This window comes from Neisseria sp. P0008.S010 (genome assembly GCF_051962715.1).
Taxonomy (GTDB): Bacteria; Pseudomonadota; Gammaproteobacteria; order Burkholderiales; family Neisseriaceae; genus Neisseria; species Neisseria elongata.
Genome location: NZ_JBQCVA010000168.1, coordinates 1 through 443, shown reverse-complemented (window position 1 = coordinate 443; position 443 = coordinate 1). Strand labels below are relative to the sequence as shown.

The following is a 443-nucleotide window of genomic DNA, read 5'->3' as shown; positions in this document are numbered from 1 at the left end:
GGACTACTAGGGTATCTAATCCTGTTTGCTCCCCACGCTTTCGCGCCTCAGCGTCAGTTACTGTCCAGATAGCCGCCTTCGCCACTGGTGTTCCTCCTAATATCTACGCATTTTACCGCTACACTAGGAATTCCACTATCCTCTCCAGTACTCAAGTTCCGCAGTTTCAGATGCAGCGCCCAGGTTAAGCCTGGGAATTTCACATCTGACTTACAGAGCCGCCTACACGCCCTTTACACCCAGTAAATCCGGATAACGCTTGCCACCTACGTATTACCGCGGCTGCTGGCACGTAGTTAGCCGTGGCTTGTTTTTCAGGTACCGTCATTTCTTCGTCCCTGATCAAAGAAGTTTACAATCCGAAGACCTTCTTCCTTCACGCGGCGTTGCTGGGTCAGGCTTTCGCCCATTGCCCAATATTCCCCACTGCTGCCACCCGTAGG

1 rRNA gene is annotated in these 443 nt (G+C 52.4%); it reads right to left on the bottom strand.

The features are described from left to right. Positions 1–443 (bottom strand): 16S ribosomal RNA (locus ACTHSL_RS13055); the annotation flags it as partial.